The sequence below is a fragment of the Natrialba taiwanensis DSM 12281 genome, from assembly GCF_000337595.1.
GTDB lineage: Archaea > Halobacteriota > Halobacteria > Halobacteriales > Natrialbaceae > Natrialba > Natrialba taiwanensis.
Window position 1 is genome coordinate 189230 of record NZ_AOIL01000067.1, and the last position, 17615, is coordinate 206844.

The window sequence follows — 17615 nt, forward strand, 5'->3', positions numbered from 1 at the left end:
AACCTGGCGCTCACTGAACTGTTCGTTCCGGCAGCCGCGCTGTTCGTCGTCCTGGCGATCATGCTGTTCTACCGCGCCGTCGCCGGGCCGACGACGCAGGATCGGCTCCTCGCGGTGAACGTCCTCGGGACGAACACGGTGGTGATTCTCGCGTTGCTCTCGGTCGGCCTCGACGAACCGTGGTTTCTCGACGTGGCCCTGGTCTATGCGCTGTTGAACTTCCTGATGGCGATCGCCATCTCGAAGTTCACCGTCGAACGAGGTGGGGTCCTGTGATCGACCAGCTCCAGTTCTGGGCGGTCTTGCTCTGTCTCGCCTTCGGTCTGTTCTTTACGTTCGTCTCCACCGTGGGCGTGCTCCGCCTGCCGGACGTCTACTCGCGAGCACACACCGCCTCACAGACGGACACGCTCGGTGCAGGACTCTCGCTGGCTGCCGTTGCACTCGCGCTCGGCTGGGAGAGCACGACGATTTACACCGTCCTGTTGCTGTTCTTCGTGTTCCTCACCAATCCGACGGCTGCACACGCGATCGCGCGCTCGGCCGCCGAATCCGGCATCACGCCGCTGACGGCCGAAGATGAACTCGAGTCCGAGACGCCCGACGACGGGGCGTCTGCTCCAGGCGACACCGCCGTCAACGCCGGCGAGGAGGGGGGTGACCACGCATGAGTGTCCTCGCGTACACGCTTGCCATCTTTATCCTCCTGACCGCCATTGCGACGGCGCTGTTCAGGGACGTGCTCTCGGCAATCGTCGTCTTCGGTGCCTACAGCCTCGGGATGGCGATTCTCTATACGTTCCTGCTCGCCCCGGACGTTGCCATGACCGAAGCCGCGATCAGCGCCGGCGTGACGACGATCCTGCTCCTGTTGACGATCTCGCGGACCACGCGACCGTCGACGGACCGGATCTTCGAACGGGTCAACGTTCCCGCCGTCGTCGTCGTCGGTGCGTTCGTCACGGTTCTCGGAACGCTCGTCCTGCCGGAGATGTACGCAGTCGGCGATCAGACGGCACCTATCTGGGGCTGGCCGGGTCTCGACATCTCCCCCTCCGTCTACTACCTCGAGAACACGGTCGCCGACACGCACGCTCACAACGCCGTCTCAGCCGTTCTCGCATCCTACCGCGGATTCGACACGTTCGGCGAGGCGATCGTCATCTTTGCCGCCGCAATTGCGGTTCTCATCGTATTGAAACGGGAGGTGTTCACGTAATGTCACGATCAGAAACCCAGTCCGATACCTACTCGGAGAGCCACGTCATCCTGACATCGGTCAGGATTCTCGCCCCGTTTACGCTTACCTACGGGCTGTTCCTGGCTCTCCACGGGACAGACACTCCCGGCGGGAGTTTCCAGGGTGGCGCGATCATCGGTGTCACCGTCTTGATGCTCGCGTTCGCCTTCGGGATCGAACCGACCCGCAGATGGCTCAAAAACTCCTTCATCACCGGGCTCGTTACCGGTGGCGTCGTCATCTTCGCTGCGACCGGTCTCGCAACGATAGCCCTCGGCGGCGCGTTCCTCGAGTTCGACGCGTTCACCGACGCCTTTGGACTCTCTCATCACTGGGGGATGGAAGCCATCGAAGTCGGCGGCGTTGCGTTGATCGTCTCCGGGGTCGTCGTGACCCTCTTCTTCGCGATGGCGGCGGGCTTTACGCCCGAGCGCTACAACGCCGTCCAGGAGGACGGTGCCGAGGTGAGCGACGATGATTGACGCTGCCCTCGACATCCTCGCCTCCCGCTACGCCTACGCCCTGCTGTTCGTCCTCCTCGGGACCGGGCTATACATGGTGATCGCCAACGAGAACCTCGTCAAGAAGCTGATCGGCGTCAACCTCTTTCAGTCCGCGATTTTCCTGTTCTTCATCGCGATGGCCTACGTCGACGGCCGCGCCCCGATCATCGAGGGCAAATCACACGGCGTCGGCGAAATTGCAAGCCCGCTGCCACAGGTGATCGTCCTGACCGCCATCGTCGTCGGCATCGCGCTGACGGCAGTCGGACTCGCGTTGATCATCCGGATCTACGCGGAGTACGGCACGCTTCGCGAGGACACCCTTCGGGAGGTGCGCGCCGATGAGTAGCGTCGACCTCCTCCTCCCGTTGCTCGTCGCCGTCCCCATGTTGCTGTCGACGGTCCCGATCGCCCTCGGCCTCCGCTTCGACCGAACCGGCTGGTCCGTCGCCGCACTCACCACGACCGCCCTCGTCGCCGCGACGACCACCCTCGCAAACGTCGTCTACACCGACGGCGTGGTCACCCACAAACTGGGCGGTTGGTCGCCGGCCTACGGCATCGAACTCGTCCTCGACGAGTTCTCCGCGCTGATCGCGGTGCTGGTCGCGGTCACGGCCGCCGGCGTCCTCGCGTACACCCGCGTCGGCGGGCCGCGCGGGAACACGTTCTACAGCGGCTACCTCCTGTTGACCGGCGGCCTCCTCGGGATCTCGGTCACCGGCGACGTGTTCAACCTGTTCGTCTTCCTCGAGATCGTCGGCCTCGCCACCTACGCGATGATCGCGAGCGGCGACGGGCCGGAGTCAGCGGTCGCCGCCCTGAAATACCTTATTCTGGGCACCGTCGGCGCATCGATGTACCTGATCGGTGTGGGACTCATCTTCATGGCGACCGGCACGTTAAATATGGGAGTGCTTGCGGAGGTACTCCCGGCCGCCGTCGAGCGCGATCCGACCCTCGTTCGGGCCGGCTTCGCCTTCGTCTTCGTCGGCTTCTCGATGAAAGTCGCCCAGTGGCCGCTGCACACCTGGCAGCCCGACGCCTACCAGCACGCCCCCGACGGCGTGACGCCCGTCATCGCGGCGCTGGTCTCGACGGCCTACGCGTACGCGTTCGGCCGTCTCCTCTACTCCGTCTTCGGGCCGGAGTTCCTCACGTCCACGCCCTATCTGACTGAACTCGTCGTGACGGTGGGTTGCGTGAGCGTCGTCGCGGGGAGTGCACTCGCGGTGATCCAGACCGACGTGAAGCGGATGTTCGCGTTCTCTTCGGTCTCGCAGTTCGGATTGATCGTCGCCGCGTACGGGCTGGTCACGGAGTCGGCGTTCATCGGCGCGACGATTCACCTCGTCGGTCACGCGGTGATCAAGGCCGGACTGTTCGCCGCGGCGGGTTTGATCGCCATTAACTACGACGCACGGACCGTCGACGAGTACGCCGGGCTTGCGGACGAGCACCCCATCGTCGCCGGGACGATGGCGCTGCTGCTGGTCTCGTTGATCGGCATTCCGCCGTCGGCCGGCTTCGTCGGCAAGTGGTACATCGCCCTCGGAGCCGTCGAGGCCCAACTGTGGCCCGTTGCAGTCGTGATTCTCTTCAGCACGCTGCTGACGCTCGCCTATAGCGCGCGGCTGCTCGAGAAGATGTACTTCACTCCGGCGACGCCGCTCGAGGCACCGCACGTCTCGGAGTCGGTCGCGACGGACGGCGGCGAAAATGAGGATGATGCCGAGACGGCCGCCGGCGCGGACGCCGCGAACGACGGCGATGCCGGAGCTCGTGGCGGCACCGATACTGCTGCTCTCGAAGCGATCACCGCAAACCGCGATCGCAATACCGTCTCGTACGGCATGCTCGCTCTGGTCGTCGCGACTGCCCTGCTTGCGATTTCGCTCGGATTTGCGGGCGGGTTCCTCGCCGACTTGCTTGATCCATCGTTCATCACGGAGGTGTTCAACTAGATGTCTGAGTCAATTCTGCCGCTCGCTGCCGTGCTCACCTCGGCAGTTGCGGTCGTCCTGATCGTCGCGTCGTATCGCCGTCCGAACATCCGCGAGGGATGGTCCGTCCTCGCGGCACTGACACAGTTCGGGATCGTCTTCAGCATGCTCCCCGGCGTCTTGGACGGAACCGTCTACAAGTGGAGTCTGCAGCAGTCACTCGGCGTCGAGTTCCTCGCTGGGATCGACTTCGTCCTGCGAGCGGACCTGCTGGGAATGTTGTTCGCACTGCTCGCGAGTTTCCTCTGGATCTTCACGTCGTTCTACGCCACGGGCTACATGCGTGGACTGGACGAACACGACCAGACGCGATTCTTCGCCGCGTTCGCGGCGAGTCTCTCCTCGGCGGTCGGCATCGCGTTCGCCGGGAATCTGGTGACGATCTTCGTCTTCTACGAACTGCTGTCGCTCGTCACCTACCCGCTCGTCGCTCACGACGGGGACAGAGAGGCCCGGATCGCCGGCCGGAAGTACATCGCCTACACCTTCTTCGGTGGCGGCGTCATCCTCCTTGCAGGGACGGTCATGGTCTATTGGCTCACGAGCCAGACCGGCACCGCGACGACGGCCTTCGAAAGCGGCGGTATCGGTGCCCTCGCCGAAGGCGCGGCAACCGACCCCACCGCCGCCCAGATCACGTTCTACCTCCTGATCACCGGCTTCGCCGTCAAGGCTGCAGTGATGCCGCTTCACTCCTGGCTCGCGGACGCGATGGTCGCGCCGACGCCTGTCTCCGGCCTGCTGCACGCGGTCGCGGTCGTCAAGTCCGGCGCGTTCGGTATCGCGCGCGTCATCCTCGAAGTGTACGGCCCCGAGACGATCCGGGACCTTCCGCTTTCGGTCCCCGGTATCGGCGAGGTCGGCCTGAACGTTCCGCTCGCGATACTGGCGGCGTTTACGCTGACCGCAGCAAGCATCATCGCGCTGCGGAAAGACCACCTCAAGCGCCGGCTCGCGTACTCGACGACGGCCCAACTCTCCTACATCGTCCTCGGGCTGTCGATGCTTCACCCCTACGCGATCCTCGGCGCGCTGTTTCACATCCCCGCCCACGCCTTCGCCAAACTCACCCTGTTCTTTTGCGCCGGATCGGTCCACGTCGAGACCCACACCGACTACATCAGCGACATGGCCGGAATCGGCAAGCGCATGCCCCTGACCATGTCCGCGTTCACCATCGGTGCCGCCGGCATGGCCGGCATGCCGCTGATCGCCGGCTTCGTCAGCAAGTTCTACATGCTCCTCGGCGCCGGCTACGTCGGCGGCGAGTACTGGCTCTTTGCCGCCGCGTTGCTCCTCTCGGGCGTCCTCAACATCGCATACTTCTGGCCCGTCGTCTACACCGCCTTCTTCGAAAGCGAAGACCGCCACGACGCCAAACCGCTCCTCGAGTTCCCCGCCGGCGGCATCCGCCAGTTCGTCGGCGATGAACTCGCGACCGACGGCGGCAACCGGGACGAGGAACCGGAACTGAACTCGGACGACGATAGCGGTGCCGGTGCCGATTCTGATGCTGATTCCGAAGCCGACTACGAGTTCGCCGTCGACCAGTATCCGAGCGATGCGGACGTTCCGGGTGGCCCCGGCGGCTCGTCCGCCGAGGGCGACGCAGATTCGGGCGTAAAGACGGGTACGGAGACCGCTGGTACCGGTCACGATCACGGCCACGCCGTTGCTCACGACGACCAGCACGAGCACCACGGTGGGCCGCCGGCCGGCGGGTGGACCCGCCACTCGCCGCTGACCGAGAGCACGTGGCTCATGCTCGGCCCGATCGTCGTTATTGCGACAGGGGCGGTCGTCCTCGGGGTTATCCCTGGACACGCCGCCTTCCTCGATCTGGCGACCGAGATCGTCACGTCGGTCTTTGACGCGAACTCGCTCGAGCAGTTACGGGGCCCGCTTTCGGCGGCCCTGGAGGTGAGTACCCAATGATCGAGTCGGAATTGCTGACGATGGCCTACCCGCCGCTGTTGGTGTTCGCCGCGGCGATACTCGTCTTGCTGTTGCCCCGCGCCGTCGGGTTCACGTTCGGCGCGCTCAGCCTCGCCGCCGTGCTCGCGATCTCGCTGGTTGTTCCCGAAGGGTCGTACCTGACGGGAACCTTCCTCGGCCACTTCCAGGTCGTCCCCTTCTTCGTCGATCCGTTCTCTCGGTTCGTCGGGATCGCGCTCGGGCTTCTCGGCGTCTGCACCGTGATCTACGCCTATTCGAGCGGCGCGAGCCGCACGTTTACGGCGATCGCGCTCTCGTACGTCGCGTCCTCGATCGGGGCGGCGTTCGCGGGCGACTGGCTCGTGCTGGTGTTCATGTGGGAGCTTATGGCGATCACGAGCACGGTCGTCGTCTGGTACTACGGCGGCGACGCGGTGCGGGCCGGCTACCGGTACGCGCTCTTGCACGGTACCGGCGGCGTGTTGGTGATGTTCGCCGTCGCGGCCCACTACGTGGCGACCGGGACGTTCGTCTACGACCTGAGTGCCGGACTCGCGGACGGATTGCCCCAACTGCTCGCGATGCTCGGAATGGGGGTCAACGTCGCCTTCATCGGGCTGCACTACTGGCTGCCTGATACGTATCCCCGGCCCAGCTTCGTCGCGTCGGCGTTCCTCGCGGCCTACACGACGAAGACGAGCGCATTTATCCTCTATCGGGCGTTCCCCGACGACGGACACCTCTTCCTCGCGTACATGGGCGGCTTGATGTCCATCTACGGCGCGACCTTCGCCCTGTTGCAACACGACATGCGAGCGCTGCTTTCCTATCACATCCAGGCACAGCTCGGCTACATCGTCGCCGGGATCGGTATCGGCACGTCGATCGCAACCGCCGGCGCGATAGGCCACCTGTTCAACAACATCCTGTTCAAGAGCCTGCTGTTCATGGCCGTCGGCGTCGTCATCTACCGAACCGGCGAGAACGATCTCTATGAACTCGGCGGTCTCTGGCGAGAGATGCCCCTGACGGCGATCGCGTTCGGGCTCGGTGCGTTCTCGATCACCGCGATTCCGGGCTTCAACGGCTACGTCAGCAAGGGGATGCTCTTCGACGCGGCCGATCCGCACTACTTCGGTGCACCGGAGTACGAGGCGCTGTACTGGCTGTTGTACATCGGAGCGATCGGGACGTTGCTCTCGTTCATCAAACTCGGCTACTACGTCTTCTTCCACGGCGAGAGCGATATCGAGGTTCCCGACGCCAAGCCGGGCCAGGTGATCGCGATGTTCGGCCTCGGCGGCGCCTGTCTCCTCTTTGGCGTCTGGTGGCAGGGCTTCGCTGACCTGATGCCGGTAATAGAGGAGTCGACGCACACGTTCATGGCCAACGGTGCTGAGAAACACCTCCACCCCTACAGTCCGAGTCACCGTCGGACGGCTGCAACGCTGACCGCCATCTCGCTCGTCGCCTTCGTGATCGTCCGCAAGCCGCTCTCGAAGCTCGAGTTCACCGATCCGGGAAGCGTTATCTATCCCGTCGGCTACTATCTGGGCCGGTGGTCGATGCTCGCGACGACGAACCTGTACGCCGCCGTCGACCGCTTCGCCGTCGCGTTCGTCAAGCGGTGGTACTGGGTCGGGAACAACCCGGTCCTGGCCGTCGATGCGGCCGTCCGTCGGCTGCCGATGGTCGACGTTGCAGAACGCCAACCAGCGGATGGCGGCCGTCCGTCCACGATCCACCTCCGGGCGGGGATCGGCACGACGGTATTGCTGTTGACGGTCGCGCTCACGATCGTCATCTGGTTGCTCGTCTGAGAACTCGAGTTCAGCTCGCGGCGGGATTTCGGATCGGGAACGGAATGCGGGACGGAGTTTTGCTGTCGGTTCGCAACTGCGTTCGAGGAATGCCGACCGCTGGGGTAGCGAACAGGCCTGTTACTCGCTATCCCACGGCCAGGGGGAACTGGACCCGCGCTCGGGGATCGTGTCCGCCAGGTCGGGGTCACGATCGAACAGCGAGCCGTCGGCGGTCTCGGCGAGGAGCGTTTCTACCTGCGCTCGCATGTGTCGGACCATCTTCCCCTCCATTCGTTGGCCGCGGTCGTCGACCTGGCCGGTCATCTCCAGTAGGGCGCTACCGTACCCGCGGATGCCATACGCGTTGCGAGCGATGTTCGCACCCGTGCCGCCGGGATACTGCGACATGTTCGCGAAACCGAACTCGTCGTCGACCTCGTCGTACATCGCCCAGTTCATCCGCTTCGAGAGTTCGACGGCGTCCGGCTGGGCACCGGCGGCGATCGGCCAGAACGTCGACGCGCTGATCGACTCGCCGTCTTCGTCGACGTAATCCCCGGTCTGGGTGTGCAGGTCGGCGACCCACGTCGGTTCGAGGGTGGTGACGTAGTCGATCATCGCCTGCGTTTCCGGCGACGGGTTGTCGGTCGCGCCGGGTTCGTAGTCGTGCTGGCGGTTCGGATCGATGCCGTCGGCGTTCGTCCGCTGATTTCGCATGCCGCCGTCGGGGTTGTGCATGGGGAGCGCGTGAACGGTCAGTTCGTCGCGGACCGGCCCGGTGGCGTTCCCGCCCGCGGCGAGCCGTTGTAGAACCTTCAGGAGCACGACGGTCCCCGTCGGCTCGTCTCCGTGCTGCTCGCTCGTAACGAAGACGTCCGTGTCGCCGTCGCCGACGGTCGCGACGACGAGTTCACGCCCCTCGATGCTGTCGCCGATCGTCTCCAGGGAGACGGCTCCCTGGCTGGTGTGTTCGTACGTCGCCAGTTGGTCCATCACGTCCGCGTGCGTGTGCCACCGCGAGTTCTCTCGCGGATAGTCCCGTGCGCTTGCAATCCCGATACCGGGCCCGAGTACGCTCGTTCCGGCTCCGGCTCCAGCGATGCCACCGATCAACGAAAGTGCGTTACGCCGCTTCATAATTGCCTATGACTGTAACTGATAGTTATATTTAATTCTTGTATTACTGTCCTGTCAAGTACGTCGATAAATACAGCCGACGGTCGGTGATAGCGACAGCGACTGGCGGGTAGTCGGATTCGAAGAAGGCGTGACGATCGACGAGGCGTTCAGCCACCGCTCGGTACCGGCAGTTCTTCGAGCGCGAACGCACAAGCGGGATGAACTCGTCCCGGTTCTCGACGGCTGTCAGTTCTCCTCGGTCCCGTTCGGTTTCCCGTCCGTGTCGGTCACGTCCGTCACATCGATTCGGAGCGGTTCGTCGACCGGAACGGCGATCGCTCGCTCGCCGGTCGAGATCCGCAACGCCGGCTGTTCGCGCGTCGCCTCGCGCCGCGTTCGCTCGCCGTCGGCCGTTCGGCCGTTCGTTCGCTCGAGTTCGCCGCGGACGCCCCGCGGGGTCAGGTAGTCGCCGTCGACCGCGAGCCCGATATCCGCACAGAGGCGTTTGAGGACCGATCGGGCACCTTCGGTCGTGATCGCCGGCGGGGCGATGTCTCGCTCGCGGGCGAGTTCGGTCGCCGTCGCATCCGCGAGCAGGGATTCGATCTCGCGCTCGTCGTGGCCGCGGTCATCGAGTACCGTCCTGACCCGGCGGGCGACCGAGGGGGCGTGTCGCGTCGGAAAGAGGGGCCAGTCGTTCGAGGGCGGATCGAGGACGACTCGGTACCGCCGCAGCGGCGTGCGGGCGGGGGCAAAGAGGGACACGTCCTCCAGGCGCTGGGACTTTCCGAGGACGCGAATCGTCCCGGTGTAGAAGTCGACGTCGTCCCAGGTCGCGCCGGTCCGTCTGTCGTCTTCGGGCACGCGAAACAGTTCCGAGCCGCGGACGGCGGAGTGGGCGAGGAGCGCGACCATGGCGTACTCGCGCAACCGCGTTCGCCGTTCGACCGGGTCCTGTCGGGTCGTCTCCGAGAGGGCGCGTTTGCGGACGTGGGTTTCCAGTTGGCGGCGCTGTTGAGCACTCCAACTGTCGGCGTCGTCGCGGTCGGTTGCACTCGGCAGGGCCGATTCCGCGAGTTCAGTTGCGGCCGGATTCGTTTCGAGGATGCCGCCGCGGACGCACCACGAGAGGAAGGCCCGGACGACGGCGAAGTAGGTCCGGGCGGACGAGGCGGTGTAGGTACCGCGCTCGGTCTGTCTGTGTAGCTCTTCGGCGTAGGCGCGAGCGTGATCGCTTTCGAGGGCGAACAGCGAGGTCAGATCGAACTCGCGCTCGAGCCAGTCGGCGAATCGACGGAGAATGGATTCGGCGTTCGACGCGTACGCGCCCGCACCCGGCCCGTCGGGATCGCCGACGGCCTTTCGCTGGAGGTAGGCGTCGACGGCGTCCACGACGGTGACATCGGCGCTGCTGTCGTCGTCGGCCGGTTCTCGATCAGACACACCGGTTCACTCTCCTCGTCCCGTCGATGCGACGAGAACGGCGGCCGAGACCGGAATCGTCGCGTCCCGTCATCTGTGTGTCCTACTGCGTCGGCGCGGTAAATCCGTGTTTCGGTGACCCGTGTTCAGAAGAACCACCACCATTTTTCAGATCCTGATTAGTTGGGCTAAATATGGAGACTCGACGGTGGAGAGTGAATATTGGTAGTTGGGGAGCCATAGCAGTTGGTATCCTCGGGTCAGCCATCTCCCTCACGTTCTTCGAAACGGGTGGATTCCTCTACATGGCTCTGTTTAGTATATTTGGCATCGGTGGTGCATTGCGACTTAGCGGTCGTGCGAAGCTCTACTCTTATTTGCTCCCTGTCATGGGTTTCCTTGCCTTTTTCCTCTCACTAGCGCGCTATCTCAGAGACGGACTTACGACACTAACACTCGCGCTCTTGCTTCTCACTATCGTAGTATTTCTGCGGAGTCTTCAAGGCTACCGCGCTTACTCCTGATACAGAGTGTCTCCGATAGACGGCTGTGCTGTCCGTACTGCTGTGTTACAGGCATCTGAATAGAACCTGTGTTACTATCGACTGGCAGCGCTGCTTACTCGAGATAGCCCAGATCCGCGAGTCGCTGTTCGACCCCTTCGTCCGCGGTTTCGACGACTTCACCGTCGTTGCGTCTGTCGTAAGTTGTCTTCCCGCTCGGGTCGACACACGGGAGCACCGACCCGTCCATGCGCTCGTCCGCAGGGACGCCGAGCGTCGCCAGGACAGTCGGCGCGATATCAAAGAGGTGTGCGCTTCCGACGCCGGCGGTGCGGTCGACCCCTGCACCCGCGACGGCGACCGTGCCCTCGAGTTTGTGGTTCCACGGCTCGCTCGGCGGCCCGAACTGCTTCTCCCGCAGCGTCGCCGACAGGAAGTGCTCGAAGTCCGCTGGGATCGTCACGATGTCGACGGCGCGCTCGCTCTCCGGCCCGTGGAAATACTCCTCCCGCGGGCGGACCGCCTCGAAAACCGGCTCGCCGTCCGGCGTCCGCACCGAGCGGAGGGCGTCGATAACCTGCGTACGAACCGTCTCGTACTCCGCTTGCGGTACCTGGCCGTTCGGCTCGCGGCCCTCGAGATTGAGCCGGACCCCGAGTTCGATCCGCGACCGAACGTACGCCTGCGAGTTCGGAAAGTCGACCTGGGTCGCGCCCGCACTGACGAGCCCCGAGGGGACAACGGCGGCGACGAGGTCGGCGAGACCGAGTCGATCGAGAAGAGCACCGAGTCGCTGGCTCGTGAGGCCGACGCCGGCGGCGGCGGCCATCGTCCGCTCCGGCAGACCCGGATCGCGCTGCGTCGTCTCCTCGCCGGCCTTGAGGGAGTCGTCCCGCACCGTCGCCCAGGTGGGCATTCCCTCGCCACCGTCTTTCGTCTCGACGTAGCCCTCCCGGCGGAGGTGTTCGTTCGCCCTGAACTCGTGGCCTGCGTAGGGACCCATGCCGTGATCGCTGGCGACGATGACGGTGTCGGGGTCGTGCGTTTCGAGTATGTCGGCGAGCTGCCGGTCGAGTTCGCGATAGATCTCCCGAATCGCCGCGTCGTTCTCGGGCTCCTTGTGGAAGATGGAGTCGGTCACCTGGAACTCGAGGAAGCCGAACTCGGGGTCGAACCGGTCGGCCAAATACTGGAACGCCTCGCCGCGCATGCGGACGCAGTCGCTGGAGGCACCGGCAAGGTCGTCGGCGTCTTCGTCGGGATAGACGCGGTACTCGCCGAGTTCGTCCCTGACATCCGCGAGCAACCCGTCGGGGTGGCAGGCCGGGTCCTCCGGCGCGGTGTAGCCCGGGATCAGCGCGCCGCTGAACTCGCGGGGCGGGTGCGTGACCGGGACGTTGACGACGACGCTCGTGATGTCGTGCTCGGAGAGCAGCTCCCACAGCGCCGGCTCGCGCACGTCGCTTGCGTTGACCACGTCCCAGTCGTAGCCGTCGAAGGAGAGAAAGCCGAAGACGCCGTGCTTGCCGGGATTCTTCCCGGTGTACATGGACGGCCAGGCGCTCGCCGTCCACGGCGGAATCTGGGATTCGAGGGGGCCGCTCGTCCCGTCCTCGTAGAGCGATTCGAGCGTCGGCACGTCGTCGTTCGCAAACAGCGGCTCCAACACGCGGTCGCAGGCTGCATCGATCCCGACGAGCAGGGTCTGCAGCGAGGAATCGTCGTCCATTGCCGGCGTCTCCGCGACGGTTCCCTTTCGTTATGGGCGGAGTTACCGCGAGCCGCCAGTTGTGGGTCTCCATCGGGATCACGATCACCGAAAGCCACCGAGGACCGGGTGTCGGTCAGCCGCCGTGAAACGACGGGTAGCCGCAGCCTACCCTCGTCTCCTCTCCCGTTCCTGGTCTCTTAGCACTCTCAACTCTCCCGTCCGACCCAATGCCGACTACTTGACCGAATCGTACAGCGACGCCACCGTCCGCATTCCCCACGACCCGTACTCCAGACTGTAGTACGTCTCCAGGCCCGGATTGAACTTCGCCTTGTACCGGTTGATCCGGCGCGTATCCGCGCCGACGAGATCGTACGTCTCGAGTTCGCGGTCGCGGGCGTCCTCCATGATCGCCCAGTCGAGCAGGTCGTTCGTCGGCACGTCCACGTCCGCATCCGTTCGGACGCCGCCCATCCACCGGCCCGTCGTGTCGCCGTACTCGAGTGCCAAAATGCCGCCGACGAACGTGCCGTCGACGCGCAGCACGTACGGCCGCACGTGCCCGTTCGCGGCCCGCTCGGCGAGGTCGAGGACGAACTCGACCGGCACGTCGAAGTCGATCCCCTGGGATTCGTACCGGTGTTTCACCTGCTCGTGGATCAGACGAATCTCCTCGGGACCGCCGACCGAAACCTCGTAGGCGTCCGCGTCGACGTTCGTGATATTGCTCCGCGCGTCGCTGCTGAACGACTTCAAGAGTTCGTCGCGCTCGCGCGTGAGGTCGACCGCGTAGGTGTACTCCGGCGTCGCATCGAACTCGTTCCACTTGAACGGCCGCGAGTCCGCAACGCCCGTGCTCGTCCTGACGTGGGCGTACCGCGGCGAGAGTTCGGTTCGAATCCAGTCGAGACAGCCGTCTGTGAACCGCTGACGACGGCGCTCGCGCTTTCGCTGTTTCAGCTTGCCCATGTTCAGAAACGCCGGGCCGAGGTACGGCACGCGGATGTGTGGCGGCGGCGAGAACACCGTCGTCACGAACTGTTTCCGCAGTTCGAACACCGGAAAGAGGCCGACCGGTTCCTGCCCCTTGAACCCGATCAGCGGATGGAGCGTCGCACCAGAATGGTCCGCCTGGACCTCCAGGGCCTCGAGTTCGTGACACAGCGTTCCCTGCGGGGAGCGCTCGACGAACTCGTTCCAGCGGTCGCGGTCCTCGTCGGTCGCAACGCGAACGTCGATGCTCATCGCGTCGCCCCTCCGTGTAGCCGACGGACTCCGCCGTCGATCGACCCGTTCGGAGCGCTCTCGTGGAATGCATGCAGCGTCGCTCGGCCAGTCATACCGACAGCCTCGCACCGCGAGCACTTTGTAAGCGACCTGTTTCTACCGGCGACGGCCCGCCGGGCGGGGCGAACGAGTAGCGAAACCGGTCACGAGCCGCGTTCCGCGGTATCGTGCGAGCGTGGGGGAGTCCCGTCCAGGTTCCCGGTTCGGATCGACCGGTTACGCGACTCGTAACAATGGTCGAACCGGTCGACGCCCGGATAACTGACTCATACATGAAAGAGCGTTTGACGAATACGACCGAGCCGTCCGCCACCGTCGGCCAGGGACCCAGAGCTATCGCGTCCCGCCTCCCGACCGACTTGATCGGCGTCGCCGGATTCACTGTACTCGCGGCCGTCCTCCTGCTCATCGTCGAGATCACGATGCCGGTCGCTCGCGTCGCGATCGGGTTTCCACTGTTGTTTCTCGCACCCGGGTACGTAACCGTCTCCGTGCTGTTCCCGCGTGACGAGCCGCCGGCGCGGACCGAACGCGTGCCGCTGATCGGGCAGACGCTGACGGTAACCGGGACCGAACGCGCGGCACTCTCTTTCGGGCTGAGTTTTGCGCTCCTGCCGCTGCTCGGTCTCTTGATCGCCGCCACACCGCTCGTGTACACGGTGACAAGCGTCGTTGGAACCGTGTGCGGGTTCGTCCTCGTCGGGACCGCTCTCGCCGCTGTGCGCCGCGCTCGAGTGGCACAATCCGACCGGTACCAGTTCAGTCTCGCTCGTACCATCGACGCGCTCTATACGGCGGTATTCGGCACGAGTTCACCCGTCCACACGGCGGTCAACGTCGTGTTGGTCGTGAGCATGCTCGTTGCACTCTCGAGCGTGGGGTACGCGCTCGTCGCGCCGCAAGACGGCGAGCAGTATACGGATATGAAACTGCTCACGGAGGACGACTCCGGTGAACTCGTCACGGCTGACTACCAGACGACGACGGAGCCCGGCGAGTCTATGCCCATGACGATCAGCGTCGAGAATCAGGAGAACGCCGAGCGCGAGTATACGGTGGTCGTGCAAGAGCAGTGGGTCGAGGACGGGAGCGGAGATGTGTTCAACCGCACGGAACACGAGCGATACTCGTACGAACTCGGAGACGGGGACCGCGAACTCACGAACGGCACCGTGACGCCGGACGCCGAGAGCGGGACGGTTCGAATCGCGGCGTTGCTCTACGAGGGCGAGGTGCCGGAGTCGCCGACGATGGCGAACGCCGACCAGTCGACGTATCTCTGGACGACGATCGAGGAGGCCAGTGGGGACGAGGATACGGACGGGTAACGGGACTGAACTCGCCGTTGACGATGGGTTCGTTCTTCGGCACACGACACTGCTATCAACCGCTGCGTACTGTCGCAGCGTCGTGCTGACTTCGAAGACAGCAGGGTTCGTTGCTACTACTACCGGCTGCAGCCGTCTCCACGCCGACCGTACACCCGTCTCCCGAACTCGTTCCAGGCAACTTCTCTCAAATGAGGGTATCTAGAACGAGTATCACACCACAAGCTGCTATTGCTGTGCCGCCGACGCGTCCGATCAGAACGGAGACTTCGCTCATCTGGATATCGACCGGACTTTGCGTTGTTCCGATAGACTTCGTCCATCGGTTGAATAGATCGACGAACGGATGGTTTATAATCAGCGGGATACCAATAAGGATCAATAGCACACCTGATAGTACCTTTGCAAGGGGAGTCACGTGATACGCATCCGATTCTACCCGTATGTATTGTCCGATACACGCTATTTGAAAGGGTTGGACGACGGGGTACGTGGCCACTCAACGCCCCCTTCGGGCCGCTATCCTGCGGTGTCCGTCTCGATCCCTCACTATTGTCACCGCACCATCCCTGCTGTCGCTTCTTTGCCAGCGCCCGTTGCAGAGAACCTGAAGCGCAATACGCCTGGTTTCGCCGGGTAACCCCGGCCGCTTCGCACTGTTCGTTCTATCGAACGGACGGTACACACAGACTTACGGTCAGCAACCGGTGAATAACAAGGATAGCTATCGGATAACGTCGCAGCAGCACCGAATGTCTTCCCAGTCAGCCGCCTCTGACGATCCGTTCCGGAAACTCGCGCTCGCTATCGGCTTCCTCACGGTCGCCGTCACCGCGTTTCTCGCCCACGAGTCGCCGGCGGCCGGATACGAACTCTCGATATACACGATGACTCCCGATCAGGTCTGGGTCGGCCTGCTCGTGGCGATGAGTATCGCCCTCGCCGTCGCGTTCGTACCGGGCAGACGCTCTGCAGACGGTAACGACACCACCAACGGAAACGACGGCGGCGAACCGTCGTGCGGGCTTTTTACCAGCCGCCTGCTCGCTCTCGGACTCGGCGGGCTGGCGATGACCGTCTTCGCCGCACTGCCCATTATCCGCGGCTACCGCTTTTTCGGGCACCACGACGCGTTGACCCACCTCGGCTGGGCTCGCGCCATCGCCGAGGGGACGATCGTTCCGTTTGATCTGTACTATCCCGGTATCCACACCGTGACCGTCCTGGTCAACGCGGTCCTCGGCACCTCGCTGGAACACTCCCTGATGCTGACTGTCTTCCTCTCGCTCGTCGTCTTCTGGGTGTTCGTCCCGCTCTGTATCGGAACGGTCGTCTCGGACCGACGAGCAGTCGTGATCGCCACGTTCTCCTCGTTCTTGCTGTTGCCGATCACGACGATCTCGATGTTCATGACCGCCCACGCAATGTCACAGGCAGTGCTGTTCTCGGCGTTGCTGTTCTACCTGTTCGTGAAGTATCTCCGCGCGGACCGGACACTGGCATCGATTTCGGCCGTCGGCATCGCGCTCGCAGTCACCTCTATCGCGACCGTCGTCTACCACCCGCAACTCGCCGCCCACCTGATCGTCGTCTTCCTCGGAATCAGTTTCGTCCAGTTCCTCGCCCGGCGGATCGCAGCAACCGGACGGATGGCCTCGCAGACGCCCATGTACGGCCAGTCACTCTTTCTGGTGGCGCTGTTTCTCGTCTGGACCTCGAATCACGGCTTCTTCGGCGGCATAATCGACCACTTCCTCGGTTCGGCGGTCGAGTTCATCCTCGCGGGGAGCAACACTGCGGGTGATTCGGTCGCGATGCAGGGGGCGTCGCTCGGTGCGATCGGGGGGAGTCTCGTCGAGATTTTCCTCAAGTTATTCCTGCCACAGCTCGTGTTTTCGATACTCGCTGGCGGGTTGATTCTCGTCGCTGTCTTCGTCCGAGGCTCGGACTGGCTGGCGAGGATTCGACCCGAAACGCTGTACTTCGGGGTCGCTCTGGTCGGGCTCGTGCCGCTGTTTGGCATCTACTTCCTCGCGCCGGATTCGACGATGTACTTTCGGGTCTTCGGGTTGATGATGGTCTTCGTAACCCTCCTCGGTGCGCTGGCGATCTACGGCCTGTGCAGCCGTTTCTCGGGCGCGAGTCGCTGGCGACAGTCTCGATTCGTTCCCTCGGGACAGCCGCTGCTCGCCGTCGGCTTTGCGCTCTTGCTCTTGCTCTCGCTGGCTGCCGTCTTCTCCTCGCCATACACCTACACGCCGACCGCGCACGTCAGCGACCAGGACGTCCAGGGCTACGAAACGACCTTCGACGATCGAGACGCCGAGATTGAACTTGCTGGATTGCGAAACGGCCCGAACCGTTTCGACGACGCCGTCAACGGGAACGCAGAGCGCATGCGAGTTCACCGGGACGTTCCCGAGTCGACGCTCGGCAGGAATCTCACTGAGGAGTTCGAAGAGGATCGATATCTCGTGTTGACCCAGTACGATTACGATCGGGAGGTGATCGCCTACGGTGAACTCCGGTACAGCGACGCACAGTTCAGTGCCGTCGAGAACGAGCGGGGGGTCAGTCGCATCCACTCGACGGACGAGTTCGAGCGCTACTACGTGGATACTGAGATGGGTGACACGTAACGAACTGAGCGGCTTGCATGACCCGTTTCGAACGGGTTAGGGTGTTCCGATTTTCCGTCTTCGAGTATTGTGGGGCGCTCTGTTGGTTTCGGTGTCGGTGCTGTCGTGGCAGCGCTGTTGTGG

Annotated in this window: 14 protein-coding genes; 10 read left to right on the forward strand and 4 right to left on the reverse strand. The window is 63.9% G+C overall.

Annotated features, from left to right (window positions below; translation table 11 throughout):
* Nucleotides 1–60 precede the first annotated feature (60 nt).
* Genes C484_RS19315 through C484_RS19350 form a run of 8 tightly spaced genes read left to right on the forward strand, consistent with a single transcriptional unit; the run spans nt 61 to nt 7501 of the window.
* Entirely contained in the window at nt 61–276 is a 216-nt protein-coding gene (locus tag C484_RS19315; protein ID WP_369335240.1) for a cation:proton antiporter, read from the forward strand.
* Entirely contained in the window at nt 273–671 is a 399-nt protein-coding gene (gene mnhG, locus C484_RS19320) for a monovalent cation/H(+) antiporter subunit G (RefSeq protein ID WP_006827566.1), read from the forward strand. Before C484_RS19315 ends, mnhG begins: the two co-directional genes overlap by 4 nt.
* Nucleotides 668–1219: a DUF4040 domain-containing protein gene (locus C484_RS19325; RefSeq protein WP_006827567.1), complete on the forward strand. Its 552-nt coding sequence runs from the start codon at nt 668–670 to the stop codon at nt 1217–1219. Before mnhG ends, C484_RS19325 begins: the two co-directional genes overlap by 4 nt.
* Nucleotides 1219–1722, forward strand: a complete 504-nt coding sequence (locus C484_RS19330) for an MnhB domain-containing protein (RefSeq protein ID WP_006663834.1) — start codon at nt 1219–1221, stop codon at nt 1720–1722. The genes C484_RS19325 and C484_RS19330 overlap by 1 nt, the downstream gene beginning before the upstream one ends.
* The gene (locus C484_RS19335) at nt 1715–2092 is read left to right on the forward strand and encodes a cation:proton antiporter subunit C (protein WP_006827568.1); all 378 of its coding nucleotides are present in this window, start codon (nt 1715–1717) and stop codon (nt 2090–2092) included. The genes C484_RS19330 and C484_RS19335 overlap by 8 nt, the downstream gene beginning before the upstream one ends.
* The gene (locus C484_RS19340) at nt 2085–3707 is read left to right on the forward strand and encodes a proton-conducting transporter transmembrane domain-containing protein (RefSeq protein WP_006827569.1); all 1623 of its coding nucleotides are present in this window, start codon (nt 2085–2087) and stop codon (nt 3705–3707) included. The genes C484_RS19335 and C484_RS19340 overlap by 8 nt, the downstream gene beginning before the upstream one ends.
* Nucleotides 3708–5681 (forward strand): proton-conducting transporter transmembrane domain-containing protein, encoded by a 1974-nt coding sequence (locus C484_RS19345; protein WP_006827570.1) that lies wholly within the window; start codon nt 3708–3710, stop codon nt 5679–5681.
* Nucleotides 5678–7501, forward strand: a complete 1824-nt coding sequence (locus C484_RS19350; protein ID WP_006827571.1) for a Na(+)/H(+) antiporter subunit D — start codon at nt 5678–5680, stop codon at nt 7499–7501. The genes C484_RS19345 and C484_RS19350 overlap by 4 nt, the downstream gene beginning before the upstream one ends.
* Before the next feature lie 120 nt (nt 7502–7621).
* On the opposite strand, the gene C484_RS19355 is transcribed toward C484_RS19350, so the two are convergent.
* The 4 genes from C484_RS19355 to C484_RS19375 all read right to left on the reverse strand — a co-directional run bounded on the left by C484_RS19355 (nt 7622) and on the right by C484_RS19375 (nt 13483).
* Entirely contained in the window at nt 7622–8620 is a 999-nt protein-coding gene (locus C484_RS19355) for a M14 family zinc carboxypeptidase (protein WP_006827572.1), read from the reverse strand.
* Nucleotides 8621–8848: 228 nt separating this feature from the next.
* Nucleotides 8849–10045 carry a tyrosine-type recombinase/integrase gene (locus C484_RS19360; protein ID WP_006827573.1) on the reverse strand — a complete coding sequence of 399 codons (1197 nt, stop codon included), beginning with the start codon at nt 10043–10045 and terminating at the stop codon, nt 8849–8851.
* 597 nt (nt 10046–10642) lie between these two features.
* Complete coding sequence (locus C484_RS19370) at nt 10643–12256, reverse strand: alkaline phosphatase family protein (protein WP_006827575.1); 1614 nt, start codon at nt 12254–12256, stop codon at nt 10643–10645.
* A gap of 216 nt (nt 12257–12472) precedes the next feature.
* Nucleotides 12473–13483 (reverse strand): lipid II:glycine glycyltransferase FemX, encoded by a 1011-nt coding sequence (locus C484_RS19375; RefSeq protein WP_006827576.1) that lies wholly within the window; start codon nt 13481–13483, stop codon nt 12473–12475.
* Between the two features lie 275 nt (nt 13484–13758).
* Between C484_RS19375 and C484_RS19380 the strand changes: the two genes are divergently transcribed.
* Entirely contained in the window at nt 13759–14853 is a 1095-nt protein-coding gene (locus tag C484_RS19380; RefSeq protein WP_006827577.1) for a DUF1616 domain-containing protein, read from the forward strand.
* A gap of 752 nt (nt 14854–15605) precedes the next feature.
* A complete protein-coding gene (locus C484_RS19385; RefSeq protein ID WP_006827578.1) occupies nt 15606–17492 on the forward strand; it encodes a hypothetical protein in 1887 nt (628 codons plus the stop codon).
* Nucleotides 17493–17615: the final 123 nt, after the last annotated feature.